General features: G+C 63.7%; 16 protein-coding genes and 1 pseudogene. 10 read left to right on the top strand and 7 right to left on the bottom strand.

Features of this window, described 5'->3' with window-relative positions; all coding sequences use genetic code 11:
- Positions 1–84 precede the first annotated feature (84 nt).
- Together RRU_RS14910 and RRU_RS14915 are read left to right on the top strand one after the other, a co-directional pair.
- Positions 85–531, top strand: coding sequence for an antitoxin Xre-like helix-turn-helix domain-containing protein (locus RRU_RS14910; RefSeq protein ID WP_011390640.1), 447 nt, complete (start codon positions 85–87; stop codon positions 529–531).
- The gene (locus RRU_RS14915) at positions 528–1,229 is read left to right on the top strand and encodes an RES family NAD+ phosphorylase (RefSeq protein ID WP_011390641.1); all 702 of its coding nucleotides are present in this window, start codon (positions 528–530) and stop codon (positions 1,227–1,229) included. Before RRU_RS14910 ends, RRU_RS14915 begins: the two co-directional genes overlap by 4 nt.
- Positions 1,230–1,256: 27 nt before the next feature.
- Here RRU_RS14915 and RRU_RS14920 read toward each other — a convergent pair whose 3' ends face one another.
- The 5 genes from RRU_RS14920 to RRU_RS14940 form a co-directional block, all read right to left on the bottom strand.
- Positions 1,257–2,114: a metal ABC transporter permease gene (locus tag RRU_RS14920; protein ID WP_011390642.1), complete on the bottom strand. Its 858-nt coding sequence runs from the start codon at positions 2,112–2,114 to the stop codon at positions 1,257–1,259.
- Positions 2,111–2,971: a metal ABC transporter permease gene (locus tag RRU_RS14925; protein ID WP_011390643.1), complete on the bottom strand. Its 861-nt coding sequence runs from the start codon at positions 2,969–2,971 to the stop codon at positions 2,111–2,113. The genes RRU_RS14920 and RRU_RS14925 overlap by 4 nt, the downstream gene beginning before the upstream one ends.
- Positions 2,968–3,870, bottom strand: a complete 903-nt coding sequence (locus RRU_RS14930) for a manganese/iron ABC transporter ATP-binding protein (RefSeq protein ID WP_011390644.1) — start codon at positions 3,868–3,870, stop codon at positions 2,968–2,970. Before RRU_RS14930 ends, RRU_RS14925 begins: the two co-directional genes overlap by 4 nt.
- 47 nt (positions 3,871–3,917) lie before the next feature.
- Positions 3,918–4,850, bottom strand: coding sequence for a metal ABC transporter substrate-binding protein (locus tag RRU_RS14935; protein WP_011390645.1), 933 nt, complete (start codon positions 4,848–4,850; stop codon positions 3,918–3,920).
- Positions 4,851–4,948: 98 nt separating this feature from the next.
- A complete protein-coding gene (locus RRU_RS14940) occupies positions 4,949–5,443 on the bottom strand; it encodes an Lrp/AsnC family transcriptional regulator (protein WP_011390646.1) in 495 nt (164 codons plus the stop codon).
- 244 nt (positions 5,444–5,687) lie between these two features.
- Here RRU_RS14940 and RRU_RS14945 point away from each other — a divergent pair, with 244 nt between their 5' ends.
- From RRU_RS14945 to RRU_RS14955, 3 genes are all read left to right on the top strand, one after another.
- Positions 5,688–6,302: a peroxiredoxin gene (locus RRU_RS14945; RefSeq protein WP_011390647.1), complete on the top strand. Its 615-nt coding sequence runs from the start codon at positions 5,688–5,690 to the stop codon at positions 6,300–6,302.
- Positions 6,303–6,437: 135 nt separating this feature from the next.
- A complete protein-coding gene (trxB, locus tag RRU_RS14950) occupies positions 6,438–7,382 on the top strand; it encodes a thioredoxin-disulfide reductase (RefSeq protein ID WP_011390648.1) in 945 nt (314 codons plus the stop codon).
- A gap of 131 nt (positions 7,383–7,513) precedes the next feature.
- Entirely contained in the window at positions 7,514–8,428 is a 915-nt protein-coding gene (locus RRU_RS14955) for a LysR family transcriptional regulator (RefSeq protein WP_014626469.1), read from the top strand.
- Between the two features lie 352 nt (positions 8,429–8,780).
- Here RRU_RS14955 and RRU_RS14960 read toward each other — a convergent pair whose 3' ends face one another.
- Complete coding sequence (locus RRU_RS14960; protein WP_011390650.1) at positions 8,781–9,707, bottom strand: DMT family transporter; 927 nt, start codon at positions 9,705–9,707, stop codon at positions 8,781–8,783.
- 319 nt (positions 9,708–10,026) lie between these two features.
- Here RRU_RS14960 and RRU_RS14965 point away from each other — a divergent pair, with 319 nt between their 5' ends.
- From RRU_RS14965 to RRU_RS14985, 5 genes are all read left to right on the top strand, one after another.
- Complete coding sequence (locus RRU_RS14965; RefSeq protein ID WP_011390651.1) at positions 10,027–10,467, top strand: HIT domain-containing protein; 441 nt, start codon at positions 10,027–10,029, stop codon at positions 10,465–10,467.
- Positions 10,464–11,114 carry a hypothetical protein gene (locus RRU_RS14970; RefSeq protein WP_011390652.1) on the top strand — a complete coding sequence of 217 codons (651 nt, stop codon included), beginning with the start codon at positions 10,464–10,466 and terminating at the stop codon, positions 11,112–11,114. The genes RRU_RS14965 and RRU_RS14970 overlap by 4 nt, the downstream gene beginning before the upstream one ends.
- A gap of 135 nt (positions 11,115–11,249) precedes the next feature.
- On the top strand, positions 11,250–12,686 hold the full coding sequence (locus tag RRU_RS14975) for a cryptochrome/photolyase family protein (protein ID WP_011390653.1): 1,437 nt from the start codon (positions 11,250–11,252) through the stop codon (positions 12,684–12,686).
- A gap of 64 nt (positions 12,687–12,750) precedes the next feature.
- Positions 12,751–13,374: a hypothetical protein gene (locus RRU_RS14980; RefSeq protein ID WP_164922588.1), complete on the top strand. Its 624-nt coding sequence runs from the start codon at positions 12,751–12,753 to the stop codon at positions 13,372–13,374.
- Positions 13,367–14,152: a hypothetical protein gene (locus RRU_RS14985; protein WP_148265480.1), complete on the top strand. Its 786-nt coding sequence runs from the start codon at positions 13,367–13,369 to the stop codon at positions 14,150–14,152. The genes RRU_RS14980 and RRU_RS14985 overlap by 8 nt, the downstream gene beginning before the upstream one ends.
- A 128-nt stretch (positions 14,153–14,280) precedes the next feature.
- Here RRU_RS14985 and RRU_RS14990 read toward each other — a convergent pair.
- Positions 14,281–14,705, bottom strand: a pseudogene (locus tag RRU_RS14990) (transposase); the annotation flags it as partial.
- Positions 14,706–15,070: the final 365 nt, after the last annotated feature.

Here is a 15,070-nt window from a genome sequence, read left to right on the forward strand (position 1 = left end):
GATCACGCCTTCCTGCCGCCCCCTTGAAAAGACTGCCATCTGGCAGCAGATAAGATGCCAAAGGGCAGCTTTGGAGGAAGAGGGATGACCCCGGCGCTTACGCCCCTGCGGGGAACCGGCGACCCGCTGGGGGCCGGCGTTCCCAGCCTCGCCGATGGACCGACGCGCGGGCGCCTGACCCCGGCGGCGATCGACGGCTTTGTCCGCCTTGTCGCGATTTGGCGGCTGAGCACGGCCGAAGCCTGCGCCCTTCTTGGCGATGTTTCCGAAAGAACGTGGTTCCGCATGAAGAAGGGAACATGGTCGGGAACGCTTTCCCAAGATGCCCTGACCCGGATCAGCGCCTTGATCGGCCTCTATAAAGGCTTGCGCCTGCTGTTTTCCTCGCCGCTGGCCGAGGAGTGGATCGGCCTGCCCAACGCCAGTCCGCTTTATCACGGTCAGCGCCCCCTTGATGGCATGATCGAAGGCGGCATTCCCCGGATGCTGGCGGTGCGCCGCCATATCGATGCCCTGCGTGGCGGATTGTGAGCCTCTTCCCGCCGCCGACCATCCCTTTGGCCCAGCGCGATACCGTCCGCCTGATCCCGACGGCGCGCCTGAAGGAGCCGGTGCTTCAGCCGCTGGCGGCGACGCCCCGGGCCCTGGATGATCTGGCCGCCCTGGAAAGCGTGACCAATGGCCGGATCGAGGCCGAGAGCCTGGGCATGGCCGATCTCGACCCCCGGGAACTGGTTTTCGGCCGACCGGGCCATAGCTTCATCAACGCCGCCTTTACCCATACCCGGCCGGGCGGCAACCGCTTCAATGGCGAGGATCGGGGGGCTTGGTATTGCGCCTTTACGGTGGAAACCGCCCTGGCCGAGGTCTCCTATCATCTGGGACGCGAACTGGCCGCCATCGGCCGCTTCGAGAACACCACCGATTACGCCGTCCTGCTCGCCGATTTCATCGGTCTTTTCCATGACCTGCGCGGCGACGACGGGGCGGACGAGCCGGCGCTGGCCGAGGACCCCGCCCTCGCCTATGGGCCGGGGCAGGCCTTGGCCGGCCGTCTGCGCCGCGAGAGCGCCAGCAACGGCATCGTCTATCCTTCGCGGCGCCACGCCGGCGGAACCTGTCTGGTCGCCTTCCACCCCGACCTTGTGCAGAGCCTGCGCCAAGGCGCGATCTGGCGTTTGGACTGGTGGGGGAGCCCCAATCCCCGCCAAACCCTGCTCAACGCCTGAGGAGCCCACCCTCACACCGGCCCGCCCTCACACGGGACGATCGACGCCCCGGGCCCGTTGGCGGTCGCGCTGGCGCGAGACCATGAAGGCGGCGATGAAGGTCAAGGTCAGCAGCAAAACGATGGTCGGCGCCGGGGCGCTGTCTAGGAACAGGCTGATATAGACGCCGAGGACCGAGGCGAGACTCGAAATCACCACGGCGGCCAGCAGCATCGATGAAAACCGCCGGGTGAACAAAAAGGCGATGGCGCCCGGCCCGATCAGCAAGGCGACGGTCAGCAAGATCCCCGTCGCCTTCAAGGCGCCGACGATGGTCAGGGCGAGCAGACAGAGCAAGCCGTAGTGCAACAGGCCGACAGGCAGGCCGATGGCGCGGGCCTGTTGGGGATCAAAGGCGTGGAGCAGCAGGTCGCGGCCCTTGAGCGCGATGGCGCCGACCACCAGCAGGGCGATCAGGCCGCTTTCCAGCAGATCGGAGGATCCGACCCCCAGCATGTCGCCAAACAGGATGTGATCAAGGTGAACATCGGTGCGGATGCTGGTATGGAGCACGATGCCTAGGCCGAACATGCCCGAAAACACCACTCCCATCACCGTGTCTTGCTTGATGCGGCTGTTATCCTTCAGATAGCCCGTCACCAGGGCGCAGCCCAGACCGGCGGCGAAAGCCCCCACCCCCAAGGGCAGGCCGGCCACATAGGCCAGAACCACCCCGGGTAGCACAGCATGCGAGATGGCGTCGCCCATCAGGGCCCAGCCCTTGAGCACCAGGAAACACGACAGCAGGGCGGTCGGCACGGCGACCAGCAGGGCGATGATCATCGCATCGCGCAGGAAGGGCACGGTAAAGGGTAGCAGCAGGGTTTCCAGCCAGGATCCGGTCATCGGCCGGCCTCCCGCATGCGGCGTCCCCGCAAGCGGGCGGCCAGCAGCCCGTGCTTGGGGGCGAACAAAAAGGCGAGCAGGAAGACCAGGGTCTGCAAAACCACGATCACCCCGCCGGTCGCCCCATCCAGGAAGAAACTGAGATAGGTGCCGATCAGACAACTGAGCACGCCCAGGCCAACACTCAGGACGATCAGTCGGGGAAAACGGTCGGTCAGCAGATAGGCGGTGGCCCCGGGGGTGACCACCATGGCGATGACCAGGAAGGCGCCCACGGTCTGCAAGGCGGCCACCGTGCAGGCGCTGAGCAGGGTGAAGAAAACGCCCTTCAGCAGCGCCGGATTGAGCCCGACCGAGCGGGCATGGCTTTCATCGAAGAAGGCGACCATCAGATCTTTCCATTTGGCCAGCAAAACGGCCAAGGAAATCCCTGAAATCAGCACCAACTGCAGGGTATCGCCCCGGGTGATCGCCAGGATATTGCCCAGCACGATGGTCTGGACGTTCACCGAGGCCGGATCGAGCGAGATCATGAACAATCCCAACCCGAGGAACGAGGTGAAGATCAGGCCGATGATCGCGTCTTCCTTCAGCCGCGTTCGCCGGTTGAGAAACAGCATGGCCCCCGCCGCCAGCCCACCGGCCAGAAAGGCGCCGACGGAAAACGGCAGGCCGATGATCGCCGCCCCGGCGACGCCGGGCACGATGGCATGGGACAGGGCGTCGCCGATCAGCGACCAGCCCTTGAGCATCAGGAAGCACGACAAAAAGGCGCAGACGCCGCCGACCAGGGCGCTCACCCACATGGCGTTGATCATGTAGTCATAGGCGAACGGCTGGGCGAGCAGGGCCATCATCGCGGCGCTCCGCCGCCCTTGGGCGCCTCCCCGCCCTCGGGCGGGTCGTCGTAGAGAACCAAGGGACGTTCGTCGTCCGACAGCACGCCAAGGGGCCGCTGACCGGCGCCATCCCCGCCCTGGCCGCGATCGGAAAGCACCACATGGCGCAGAACCCCGCCGAAGGCCGCTTCCAGATTGCGCCGGGTGAACACCTCGGCGGTCGGCCCGCTGGCCAGAACCGTGCGGTTGAGCAAAACGGCGCGGTCACAGAATTCGGGCACGCTGCCCAGATCATGGGTCGAGACCAGCATCACCCGCCCCTCGGCGCGCAGGGCGCGCAACAAGGTGATGATCTCGCTTTCGGTGGTCACATCGACGCCGGTGAAGGGTTCGTCAAGCAAGATGACCCGGCCGTCCTGGGCTAGGGCGCGGGCCAGGAACACCCGCTTTTTCTGTCCGCCCGATAATTCGCCGATCTGGCGCTTGCGCAAGGCCCCCATGCCGACGCGCTCAAGCGCCTGGTCAACCGCCGACTTATCGGCGCGCCGGGCGATGCGCAGCGGGTTCATGTGGCCATAGCGGCCCATCATCACCACGTCTTCGACCAGAACCGGAAAGGTCCAGTCGACATCCTCGCTTTGCGGGACATAGGCCACCAGATGGCGCCTCAAGGCCTCGCGCACCGGCAGACCGAGAATGGCGATGGAGCCGACCGACAGGGGCACGAAGCCCATGATCGCCTTGAACAGCGTCGATTTGCCGCTGCCGTTGATGCCGACCAGACCGGTGACCGTGCCGGTCGGGATCTCGAAGGAGGCATCGCGCAAGGCCGTATGGCCGTTGCGATAGGTGACGCTGGCCCCGGTAACCTTGATACCGAAGGGATAGGGCGCCGAAACGACCGAGGGCGAGGACAAGGGCAGAATGGCTCCTCCGGGTAAACCTGGCGACCACGGCCGCCCCCTTACGGGGCCAGCCCGTGAAGGATGGTTTCGATGGTGACGCGCAGCAGATCAAGATAGCTGGGAACCGGCCCCTCGGGCCCGCTCAGGGAATCGACATACAAGACGCCGCCATAGCGCGCCCCGGTTTCCCGGGCCACCTGTTCGGCCGGGGCCGAAGAAATGGTGCTTTCGGAAAAGATGGCGGGAATGGCCTGGGCGCGCATGGCGTCGACCACCTTGCGCACCTGCTGGGGGCGGCCCTGCTGGTCGGCGTTGATCGGCCACAGATAAAGCTCGCGCAACGAAAAATCCCGGGCGAGGTAGCTGAAGGCCCCCTCGCTGGTCACCAGCCAGCGCCGCTCCTCGGGCAGGGCGGCAAGGGCGATCCGCAAGGGCGCCACCGTCTCCTCGATGCGCCGCTTGTAGCTTGCGGCATTGTCGCGATAGAGCGCGGCGTTTTGCGGGTCGTGGGTCGCCAGGGCCTCGGCGATGGTATCGACATAGAGCAGGGCGGCCGTCGGCGACATCCAGGCATGGGGGTTGGGTTTGCCCTCATAGGGGCCCTCGCCGATGCCGATCGGGACCACCTTTTGCGACACCACGACACCGGGGACGTCCCCCAGGTTTTCAAAGAACTGTTCGAACCACAATTCCAGATTCAGGCCGTTCCACAGCACCAGATCAGCGCCGCGCGCCCGCATAAGGTCGCCCGGGGTCGGCTGATAGGTGTGGATTTCGGCGCCGGGCTTGGTGATCGACACCACATCGGCGGCTTCCCCGGCCACATTGCGCGCCATATCGGCGATGATGGTGAAGGTGGTCACCACCTTCAGCCGCCGGGCGGCCCGCGCCCGACCCGCGCCCAAGCCGAGGGCGGCGACCACGCCGGCCGCCGTCCCCAGGACCGCGCGCCGTGTCCACGCCCCGCCGTTATTGCCTTTGCCCGTCGTCATCGCCCCCTCCCGCATGGATTTACACAGAAGATAAGGACCGTTCCCCGTTCCGCCAGCGTCCATTTTTGGCTTCGCCGACGCGGGGCCGGCGAGAAAACTTAGTCGTCGGGATCGGTCTCGGCAACGGGAACGCCGGGTTGCAGCTTGCCGGTGCGAATGGCCAGGGCGGATTTCACATGGCCGACATTGGGCGCCGGGGTCAGACGCGAGGTCAGGAAGCGCTGGTAATCATCCCAGTCGCGCGCCACCACCTTCAGCAGGAAATCGGTCTCGCCGGCCAGCATGTGGCATTCGCGCACCTCGGGCCAGCTCGCCACCAGATCCTCGAAGGCGCGCAGATCGGATTCGGCCTGACTATTCAGGCCGACATGGGCGAAAACCGTCACATTATAGCCCAGCGACACCGCGTCGAGATCGGCGTGATAGCCCCGGATGAACCCGGCCTCCTCGAGCGCGCGAACGCGGCGCAAACACGGGGGCGCCGAGATGCCCGCCCGCTTGGCCAGATCGACGTTGGTCATCCGGCCGTCGCTCTGGAGATCGTTGAGAATCCTGCGGTCGATGCGGTCCAGCTTAACGCGCTGTGTCGCCATGAAAACCCTGCCTTCAAGCTATCGGTGTCGGTCGATACGAGAAAGGAAATTACACGTAATCACCCGGACCGCGCAACGAGAATACCCCTTGCCCCACGGCCGCGACCACCCCCCTTGCGGCTTAAGGTCTGCTACCCGACATACAAAGCGCGCTGCACGGGTGGAAGCCCCTGTGGGCGGGGGTGGCTCGTATCGGGGCGCTTTTTATGGAGCCCCATCGCCAAAATCCAGGGATTTATCCGCGATGACCGAAAGTGTTGGTACCCTGACCGGCCGGCCGGTCCCTGATTTCACCGCCCCGGCGGTGCTGGCGGACAATTCCATTGTCGAAGATTTCTGTTTGAAGGACTATCTGGCGGGGTTTTATGGCCTGATTTTCTTCTATCCGCTGGATTTCACCTTCGTCTGTCCCTCGGAAATCCTCGCCCACGACCACCGCCTGCCCGCCTTCGCCGCCAAGGAGGCCAAGGTGGTGGCGATTTCGGTCGATTCCCAATACAGCCATCTCGCCTGGAAGAAGACGCCGATCGCCGAGGGCGGCCTGGGCCCGATCGGCTTTCCGATGGTGGCCGACATCAGCAAGGCGATCGCCCGCTCGTTCGGGGTGCTGCTGGAAACCGGCGTCGCCTTGCGCGCCAGCTTCCTGGTCGATCGCGGCGGCATCGTCCGCCATCAAACGGTCAATGACCTGCCTTTGGGCCGCAATGTCGATGAAACCCTGCGCATGATCGACGCCCTGCGCTTTCACGACGCCCATGGCCAAGTCTGCCCCGCCGGCTGGAAGACCGGCGATCCGGGGATGACCGCCAGCCCCGAGGGGGTCGCGGCCTATCTTTCGGCCAACGCCGAGCGCCTTTAGGACCGGGACGCGGTAAGGCCCCTTCCGCCCCGGGCGCGGTACCCGGGCGCGGTTACCGCTTTTGCTTTACCCCGGCGGACGGGCCCTCTATCCTTTATACTCCTCTCCGTCTTTTCCGACAGCCCCGGAAGACCAATGGCCGAACATCGCACTAAAGTCCTGATTCTGGGTTCCGGCGCCGCCGGATGCACCGCCGCCATCTATGCCGCCCGCGCCAATCTGGCACCGATCCTGGTCGCCGGCCTGCAGCCCGGCGGTCAGTTGACCATCACCAGCGACGTCGAGAATTACCCGGGCTTCGCCGAGGCGATTTCCGGCCCCTGGCTGATGGAGCAGATGCAGGCCCAAGCCCGCGCCGTCGGCACCGAGATGATCGATGATCTGATCATCAGCGCCGATCTGTCCAAGCGCCCCTTCGTGTGCCAGGGTGATTCGGGCGACACCTATATCGCCGACACGGTGGTCGTAGCCACCGGCGCCTCGGCCCGCTGGCTCGGACTGCAAAGCGAAAAGCGTTGGTCGGGGCTGGGCGTCTCGGCCTGCGCCACCTGTGACGGCTTCTTCTTCCGCGGCAAGGAGGTCGTCGTCGTCGGCGGCGGCAATACGGCGGTCGAGGAAGCGCTTTATCTGACCAATCACGCCAGCAAGGTCACGCTGATCCACCGCCGCGACAGCCTGCGCGCCGAACGGATCATGCAGGACCGCCTGTTCAAGAACCCCAAGGTCGGCGTCGTCTGGAACAGCACGGTCGAGGAGATCCTGGGCGGCGGCGATCCCCCCGGGGTCACCGGGGTGCGCCTGCGCGATACGCAAACCGGCGCGCTGTCGGAGCTTTCCTGCGACGGGGTGTTCATCGCCATCGGCCACACGCCCAATACCGCGCTGTTCGCCGGCCAGCTTGACTGCGATGACAACGGTTATCTGATTACGGCGCCCGACAGCACGGCAACGAACGTGCCCGGGGTTTTCGCCGCCGGCGATGTTCAGGACCATATCTTCCGACAGGCCGTGACAGCGGCCGGAACGGGATGCATGGCCGCCATTGAAGCGGATCACTTCCTGGCTTTGACGCAGGAATGACAAGACCGGCAAGCCGACCGCGAAGGGGCGTTCCACGCCCTTTTGGCGGTTTGGCCTGCTGACAGGGATGGACCGGCGTGGTTTGGGGAGGGAGCCCCGGATCGGCCAAAGCGGCGAGCGGAAAACGGGGCATGGCGCAACGGCCGGGCAATATGGATTGGGATAAGCTGCGCGTCTTCCACTCGGTGGCGGAAGCGGGCAGTTTCACCCACGCCGGGGAAGCCCTCAATCTCAGTCAATCGGCGGTCAGCCGTCAAATCAGCGCCCTGGAGGAAAGCCTCAAGGTGGCGCTGTTCCATCGCCACGCCCGGGGTCTGATCCTGACCGAACAGGGCGAGTTGCTGTTTGATACGGTTCACGATGTCTTTGGCAAGCTCGCCACCGTCGAGGCCAAGCTGGGCGAGACCAAGGAGCGGCCGGAAGGGCCGCTGACCATCACCACCACCTTGTCCTTTGGTGCCATCTGGTTGACGCCGCGCATCAAGCGCTTCATGGACCGCTATCCCGATATCGATGTCACCTTGGCGCTCAATGATACCGAGCTGGATCTGGCGATGCGTCAGGCCGACGTGGCCCTGCGCTTCATGCCGCCGCGCCAGCCCGACCTGATCCAGCGCCAGCTTTTCAGCATGCCCTATCATGTCTTCGCCTCGCCCGATTACCTGAAGAAGCACGGCACGCCCCGGCGGGTGGAGGATCTCGACGATCACGCCCTTGTCGTCTATGGCGAGGAGTTCAAGCCGCCGGTCGCCAATATGAGCTGGCTGCTGACGGCGGGCACCCGCGAGGGGCGGGCGCGCAAGCCGATCCTTAAGGTCAACAACATCTATGGGATGTTCCGCGCCGTCGAAAGCGGCCTGGGCATCGCCGCCCTGCCCGATTACTTCTCGAGCGAGGCGTCGACTCTGGTCAAGATCCTCCCCGAGGAACACGGCCCCGAGATGCAGATCTTCTTTGTCTATGCCGAGGAATTGCGCCACAGCAAGCGGGTCGCGGTCTTCCGCGATTTTCTGATCAAGGAACTGGGCAGTTCCGGTCTGGCCTGACCCCCGCGAACCACCCGATCAAAAGACTGATTTTGAACACTTTTCCCAGGGCTGCGGGAAAAGGGCCATAGCCATGCGCCGACCGCATGGCCTGCTTGCCCAAAACCCCATGGTTACTATGGGAACTACCGTTTAAACATTGGGTCACCGCTTGATGACACGGTATTGACCGGATCCAGAGCGATGAGATTTGGTGGCTCTCCTCCCTTGTGCCGCCATTTTGCCGGGGCGACCCGGCACCCAGGGCGCCGCTTTTTCGGTGTCCTACGTCTCCCAGACGTGAAACCTCCCTGTTCCGACTTTACCCCCGGACTTGCTCCGGGGGTTTCTTTTTGGCCAGCGGCGGACCGGGTTACGCCCCCGCCCTTCGGCGCGGCAGGCCGGTGACGAAGGCGATGCCGCCCAGGATCAGGGCCAGGCCGGCCATATGGTACCAAGCGAACTCCTCGCCAAGCAGCCAGACGGCGAGCAGGGCGGTGAGGATCGGCATGAGATTGGTATAGACCCCGGCGATCGACGGCCCGACGGCGGCGACGCCGCGGTTCCAGAAGTAAAAGGCGAAGATCGCCGGGAAAATCGCCGTATAGGGCAGCACCCAGGCGGTGGTCAGATCAAGCGGCAGAACCGCCCCGCCCGCCCTTTCCCAGGCATAGATCGGCACCAGCACGAGGACGCCGGCGCCGATTTGCCCGGCCAGCAGGGAAACCGGCTTCAGCCCCAGGGGATGGCGGCGCAGCAGCACCGAATAGACCGACCAGCTGGCCATCGCCAGCAGCATCAAAAGATCGCCGCGATTGAGCGCCAGGGACAGCAAAACCGTGATATCGCCCCGCGCCACCACCACAACCACCCCCAGGGCGGAAATGACGATCCCCAGCCCCTGGCGGCCGTTCAACCGCTCGCCCAGCCAAACCCGGGCGAGCAGGGCCATCACCACCGGCATCGCCGAGGCGACCAGGGTGACGTTGATCGCCGTCGAGGTGGCCAGCGCCGCATACATCAAGGCGTTATAGGCCCCGGCGCTGAGGGCGCCGAGCACCAGCACCATCGGCCAATGGGCGCGCAGCTTGGCGCGGTCGGCGACCAGGGCGCTCCAGGCGAAGGGCAGCAGAAAAGCAAAGGCCAGAACCCAGCGCCAAAAGGCCAGGGCCACCGGCGGAATGGCGTGCTGGGCGGCGATCTTGCCGACGATGGCGTTGGTCGCCCACAGGAACTGGGGCAGAATAAGCAGACCGTAGGCCGAAAACACCCGGTCGCGCAGCGATGGCATGCTTGCCATGAGGCGAACCCTTCCCCTTATAGCGCTTGCGCTCGAAGCGCAGGACGGACAGTGCGCTGGAAGCGCAGGACGGACAGTGCGCTGGAAGCGCGGAACAGACGGCGCGCTGGAAGCGCGGTATGGTTTTGCGCTGGACGCGCGGTACGCTCTTGCTTGCCCCGGCGGGAAGACTATCGTTTCCTGCGGAGTTCACGCTGCGGCGCACCCTAACGAGCCGACCCGGCGCTGGCAACGCCCGGCCATCGCGCCCGTTGGTTCGCATCATTTCCTCCCCCGGCGGTCCGCGCGGCCTTCGGAGGGTTCACGAAGGATCTTCGCCATGATCGATTTGGACCCGCGCTTGGCCGCGGACACCCACCCGGTGACCCAATGGCCGCTGTCCCAGGTGCGTCTGATGGACGACGTGCGCTTTCCCTGGCTGGTGCTGATCCCCGATCGCCCCGGACTGGTCGAGATCTTCGATTTGCCGGCCGAGGACCAGGACAAGATGTGGCGCGAGGTCGCCCATGCCGCCGCCACCTTGAAGACCCTGAGCGGCGCCCATAAGATCAACATCGGCGCCCTGGGCAATCAGGTGTCCCAACTTCACATCCACATCATCGCCCGCCGCCCCGACGACGGCGCTTGGCCCGGGCCGGTCTGGGGCGTGGGCGAACGGCAACGCTACGATCAGGCCGAACTGGCCGAGTTCCTCTCCGGCCTGCGTGCCCAATTGATCGCGCCGGGCCAAGGGATCGTCGAAGAAGGCCAGACCCGATGATCGGTCGCCTGCGCCGCGCCGTCCTCGGCGGGCTGGCCGGCCTGATCGGCCTGGGGATGATCGCCCAGGCCAGCGCCGCCCCCTCGCCTCCCGGCCTCAAACCCGGCGCCCCCGCCGCGACCGAGGACCAGGGCGGCGGCGAAAGCGGCGACCATGATGGAGCGGTCAGCGACGCCACGCCCAAGGGCATGGGCGTCAGCTTGCGCTATCCCGCCCAATGGTCGCTCACCGCCGTCGATGGTCATACCGTGGTCCTCGGCGGGGCGAAGGGCGGGGCCGATTGGTACACGGCGCTGACGCTGACCAATCAGCAGAACCCGGCACCCGACGACCCGGTGGCCGGAACGGCGGTGCTGGTGACCGAAACCCTGCGGGCGATCGAGGCGCGCACCGTCAATCACGAGCGCCTGCGCCAAGCGCCCTTCCACTATGTCAACGATGGCCCGGGCGCCGATGGCGAACAGGCGGTCATCCGCTTCATGGGAGCGCGCGAGCCGATGCGAAGCTGGGTGGTGGCGATCGCCCGCACCGATATACCGGTCGCCCATATTCTGATCTACACCGCGCCTGACAATGATTTCGACCGTGGGCTGCCCGCCGCCCAATTGATCGTGGAAAGCCTGACCGTCCGCCCCGCCAAACCCTGAGCGCCTGGAGCTGTAAGGGAGTGGGAAATAACTACTTTTCCGTTTAAAACCTTAAATCGTTAAAGCGAGATCAAGGTCTTCGCGCTACATGAATCTGGTTTAACGCCGTTTGATCTGGTTTGCCGGAGAACCCCTATGACCATCCCCGTCCTCGTCTGGTTTCGCGACGACCTGCGGCTGGCCGATAATCCGGCCCTCTGCGCCGCCCTCGACAGCGGGGCGCCGGTGATCCCGTTCTATCTGCTTGATGACAGCACCTCGGATGGCCACCGCCCGCTGGGCGGGGCGACCCGCTGGTGGCTGGGGCGGTCCTTGACCTCGCTCGCCGAGTCCATCGCCCAGCGCGGCGGCCGCCTTGTGCTGCGTCGGGGCGAGGCGTTGAGCGCGGTTCCCGAGCTCGCCGCCGAGACCGACGCCGCCGCCCTGTTCGCCAACCGTCTGTACGGCATGGACAGCTTGCGCGATGACGATCTGTTCATGGTGCTGCGGGTGGCCGGGCTGACGGTCCGGCTGTTCGACAGCGGGTTGCTGCACCGGCCCGAGGCGGTGACCACCAAAACCGGCCGGCCCTTCCGGGTGTTCACGCCGTTTTGGAAAACCCTCTCGGCCACGCTGGATCCCGGACTGCCTTTGGCCGCGCCCGACAGCTTCCCGCCGGTGGACGATCCGCCGCCGGCCAGCGACTCCCTGGCCGATTGGTCGCTGGAGCCGACCACGCCCGATTGGGCCGGCGGGCTGCGCGATACTTGGCAACCGGGGGAAGCCGGCGCCCAGGCCCGCCTTGAGGCCTTTTTTAACGGACCGGTCGCCGATTACGCCAGCGGCCGCGACCGCCCGGACAAGCCGCTGACCTCGAAGCTGTCGCCCCATCTGCGCTTTGGCGAAATCTCCCCCCGTCAGGTGTGGACGGCGGCCCGCCATCACCCCCCCGGTGGCGGCATGGACGCCTTTTTGCGCGAATTGGGCTGGCGCGAGTTCTGCCATCACCTGCTGTTCCAGGCGCCGACCATGGCCGAAGAGCCGCTCAAAGCCGAATTCCTGGCTTTCCCCTGGACCGAAGCCAAAGAGATCGGCCCGGCTTTGGCGGCATGGCAAAGCGGCGAGACCGGCTATCCGATCGTCGATGCCGGCATGCGCGAGCTGTGGCACACCGGGTGGATGCACAACCGGGTGCGGATGATCGCCGCCTCGTTCCTGATCAAGGATCTACTGATCCCCTGGCAGCACGGCGAGCGCTGGTTCTGGGATACCCTGGTCGACGCCTGCCCGGCCAATAACGCCGCCGGCTGGCAATGGGTGGCGGGCTGCGGCGCCGATGCCGCGCCGTTCTTCCGCATCTTCAATCCGGTGACCCAGGGCGAGCGCTTCGACCCCGAAGGCGCCTATGTCCGGCGCTGGCTGCCCGAGCTGGCCGATCTGCCGAGCTCGCTGATCCATCGCCCCTGGGAGGCACCGCCGTTGATCTTGCGCCAAGCCGGAGTGACCTTGGGTAAAACCTACCCGCCCCCCCTGATCGACCACGCCCACGCCCGCGTCCGGGCGCTGGAGGCCTTGGCGGTGGTGAACCGCTAGGGCAAATCCCGAGCACTCTGGACCAGAGCGCGACGACGATTTGCTCCCCCATCAGAATTCCAGAATGGCCGAAGCCGGGATCAATCAGGTGCCGGATCGGCGACCACCCTATTACACCACGCAATGGGACACGATCCTTGGATGCCCACATGCTGGGCGCCGTCCATCAAACCGGCAGCAGCACATTTTGGAGTTTACGATGAGTGTTACAGTGGCTGATTTTGTAAATGTGGCCGAGCAAGCGATAGCGCTTGGATGTCCTGCGCTAGAAAAGATAGCGGTGCTTCCGGAAAATTTTGCCACCGTTAGAACTGCCGCCGACTTTCTCCAAAGATCAGAGGCCGATACTGTTCGCAAACTTTTTAGGTTGGAAAACGTTCCGACCGACGACAGCAAGCCTTTTAAAGCTCCCTATATTCAGAATAATGGCTTCGAATGGGTTGGCCCACTAATTTTTATTGGGGCTGGAGTAATAAGTGATAATGCAAATTACGTCTCCGTTTCATTGAATTTAATATCAAATTTTCTCTACGATTTTTTCAAGACCTCTCAGGGAAAAAATACCGTCAAACTCAATATTGTAGTCGAGAAGCAGAGCAACAAAAACTGTAAATTAATTACTTATGAGGGCGATGTTGCGGGTATGTCTTCTCTTCCAGACATTATTCGGGAGGTGTCGTTTGACTAATATCAATGATTTGGTTGAGCAGCTAAATAAAGAGCTGGATGAGTGCTCTGTTATGGCTCACATGACCAGAGATAGCGGCCTGCAAAGGGAAGCGTGCGACAGGCTTGAATTGCTCGTCTACGTTGCGGCCAACTATAAAGAGCAGGCGGTTTCCCACCAATTTGAAGACGCGGCTAATTTGTTTCTTGGCTTTATATATTCTGCTTTGGCGTTACGCTCTCAGATATGTATGTGGCTGTATTTGAAGCAAGAAAACCCTGACAACGCGTGGGATTGCCTAGTGTTAGCGCAACGTTACGCTGATTCCGCAATAGACGCTCATGAAGATTTCAGCAAGGTCAAAGAATTTAGAGATAAAATGGAGCAAATAGAAAAATTAGTATTTCCACCGCAACTTTTCTTTAGTGCTGGATACGTTGTGCAGGAGCAAGAATGCTCAATCTGCGGTCAAGATTACGGAGATTGCGATCATATCGCTGGACGGCCCTACATGGGGGAGCTTTGTGCAATTAAAGCGAAAGGTTTGCAGGTTGACCACACTGCGGTAGTCACTGAGCCCGCTGATAAGCGGTGCCGCGCAGTCTACTATCACACAGAAGGTGGAAAGCGAAACCGAATGACGTGGAAAATCGAGCCTCTGGATGAATCGGAGGATGCAGGCCCGGACGACGGTTCCATGGTCGTACATGCGATTTTGGCCGTCGTATCAGACCAAGTCACGCTTCATCGGCCCTGGCTCGCGGAGGGCGAGGCGTGCGGCGCAGAAGGCGGGGTTTGACGGATTGATGCCGTAAACAAGGCTGCTAGGTATTCACGGTAGTTATCTTGAACGCGAAAAGGGGGCAGACTCATTTTCGCGGAATCGCTTGACCGCGCCCATGGGCGCCGTAATGTTCAACCGCCCGCCCGCACACGAAATTCCTGACAGTCCCGGCTGACTTGGCTTTTGGACACCCCCGACATCCCCATAGCCTGCACCAGATCATCGACCGAACGGGTGGAAATACCCTGGATGTAGGCCTCCTGGATCACGGCGGTCAGAGCCTTCTCGGCCATCCTCCGGGGCTCCAGGAACCCAGGGAAATAGCTTCCCTTGCGCACCTTCGGGATGCGCAACTCCACGGTCCCGGCCCGGGTTTCCCAATCGCGATCCCGGTACCCGTTGCGCTGCGCCAGCCGGTCCGGCGAGCGCTCCCCCAGAGCCGCCCCGGTACGGGCCTGCACCTCCAACTCCATCAGACGGTGCGCGGCAAAGCCGATCATGTCCCGCAGAACATCGGCATCGACCCCCTTTTCCAGCATCGTGCGCAGTGCCCCCTCTCGTCGGTCATCGTGGTCACCCTCGGTTGGGGTTTTGTTGTGGTGACCAAACTTTACCGAAGATCCACGATGACCGCCCCTGCCAGGATAGCCCCTTCGGCCGACTACGCCGCCCTACGGGGCTATCCTGGCAGCGCTCCTACACCACTCCTCGGGACACGATCGCAGCGAGAGTTCCAAAGCTTGAAGGGGTGGATAAAGAGCCTCGGAAAGTTGAGTGTTGAGTGTGTATAGGACCAAGGCTTGCTCGGAATTTCCTCCGGCCCAAAGGATATAGCGCTTAAAACGGTCTAACGAGAGGGCTTCCTCGATATCGACAGCTCGCATGGGAGAGGGCTCTCTCTTCTTTATCGGGCTTGAAAAAACAAAAACCCGA

The organism is Rhodospirillum rubrum ATCC 11170, assembly GCF_000013085.1.
Classification (GTDB): domain Bacteria; phylum Pseudomonadota; class Alphaproteobacteria; order Rhodospirillales; family Rhodospirillaceae; genus Rhodospirillum; species Rhodospirillum rubrum.

Coding starts and splice junctions, on each gene's coding strand:
- RRU_RS14910 (WP_011390640.1), top strand. CDS start 85: ATGACCCCGGCGCTTACGCCCCTGCGGGGAACCGGCGACCCGCTGGGG.
- RRU_RS14920 (WP_011390642.1), bottom strand. CDS start 2,114: ATGACCGGATCCTGGCTGGAAACCCTGCTGCTACCCTTTACCGTGCCC.
- RRU_RS14925 (WP_011390643.1), bottom strand. CDS start 2,971: ATGATGGCCCTGCTCGCCCAGCCGTTCGCCTATGACTACATGATCAAC.
- RRU_RS14935 (WP_011390645.1), bottom strand. CDS start 4,850: ATGACGACGGGCAAAGGCAATAACGGCGGGGCGTGGACACGGCGCGCG.
- RRU_RS14940 (WP_011390646.1), bottom strand. CDS start 5,443: ATGGCGACACAGCGCGTTAAGCTGGACCGCATCGACCGCAGGATTCTC.
- RRU_RS14945 (WP_011390647.1), top strand. CDS start 5,688: ATGACCGAAAGTGTTGGTACCCTGACCGGCCGGCCGGTCCCTGATTTC.
- trxB (WP_011390648.1), top strand. CDS start 6,438: ATGGCCGAACATCGCACTAAAGTCCTGATTCTGGGTTCCGGCGCCGCC.
- RRU_RS14955 (WP_014626469.1), top strand. CDS start 7,514: ATGGCGCAACGGCCGGGCAATATGGATTGGGATAAGCTGCGCGTCTTC.
- RRU_RS14960 (WP_011390650.1), bottom strand. CDS start 9,707: ATGGCAAGCATGCCATCGCTGCGCGACCGGGTGTTTTCGGCCTACGGT.
- RRU_RS14965 (WP_011390651.1), top strand. CDS start 10,027: ATGATCGATTTGGACCCGCGCTTGGCCGCGGACACCCACCCGGTGACC.
- RRU_RS14970 (WP_011390652.1), top strand. CDS start 10,464: ATGATCGGTCGCCTGCGCCGCGCCGTCCTCGGCGGGCTGGCCGGCCTG.
- RRU_RS14975 (WP_011390653.1), top strand. CDS start 11,250: ATGACCATCCCCGTCCTCGTCTGGTTTCGCGACGACCTGCGGCTGGCC.
- RRU_RS14980 (WP_164922588.1), top strand. CDS start 12,751: ATGGCCGAAGCCGGGATCAATCAGGTGCCGGATCGGCGACCACCCTAT.